At 57.0% G+C, this 502-nt stretch carries 1 protein-coding gene; it reads left to right on the plus strand.

Translation table 11 applies throughout. The features are described from left to right. Window positions 1–46 precede the first annotated feature (46 nt). On the plus strand, window positions 47–502 hold a 456-nt coding region (locus U5768_RS31885), incomplete at its 3' end, for a contractile injection system protein, VgrG/Pvc8 family (protein WP_322034296.1).

Consider the following 502-nt stretch of genomic DNA (forward strand, 5'->3'; position numbering starts at 1 on the left):
TTCACGCGGGCCGTGTCTCCACGTAGACAACACGGAGGCAACGCCTATGGCGCAGTTGCAGACCGCATTACAGGACATACCGGGCAGGCAGGCGTACTTTCTGGAAGTGCCCGGCACCGCAAGCTCAGCACAACTGTCAGTCGTGGAATTCGATGCTGCCGAGAAGATGGGAGAACCCAACGAGGTGAGCGTCATCCTCACCCACCCGCTCCAGCTCTCGCGCAACGATTATCTCAATCAGGATGCGACTTTCGCGATCGTGGCGAACGACGGTGTGATCCGGAAAATGTCCGGCTACATCGTGAAGTTCTCGACGATCCAGCAAACGAAGGACTACGTAAAGTATCGGGTCGTACTGAAGTCGCATATCGGGCGCCTGCAGGGTGTGACGAACTCGCAGACGTTTCAGCATCTCACGACGCCGCAGATTATCCGCAAGATCCTGATCAGCCACGGCATCAAGGATCATCAGATGGCGTTTCGGCTGCGACGTCAGTATCCG

This window comes from Paraburkholderia sp. J76 (assembly GCF_905220295.1).
Lineage (GTDB): Bacteria > Pseudomonadota > Gammaproteobacteria > Burkholderiales > Burkholderiaceae > Paraburkholderia.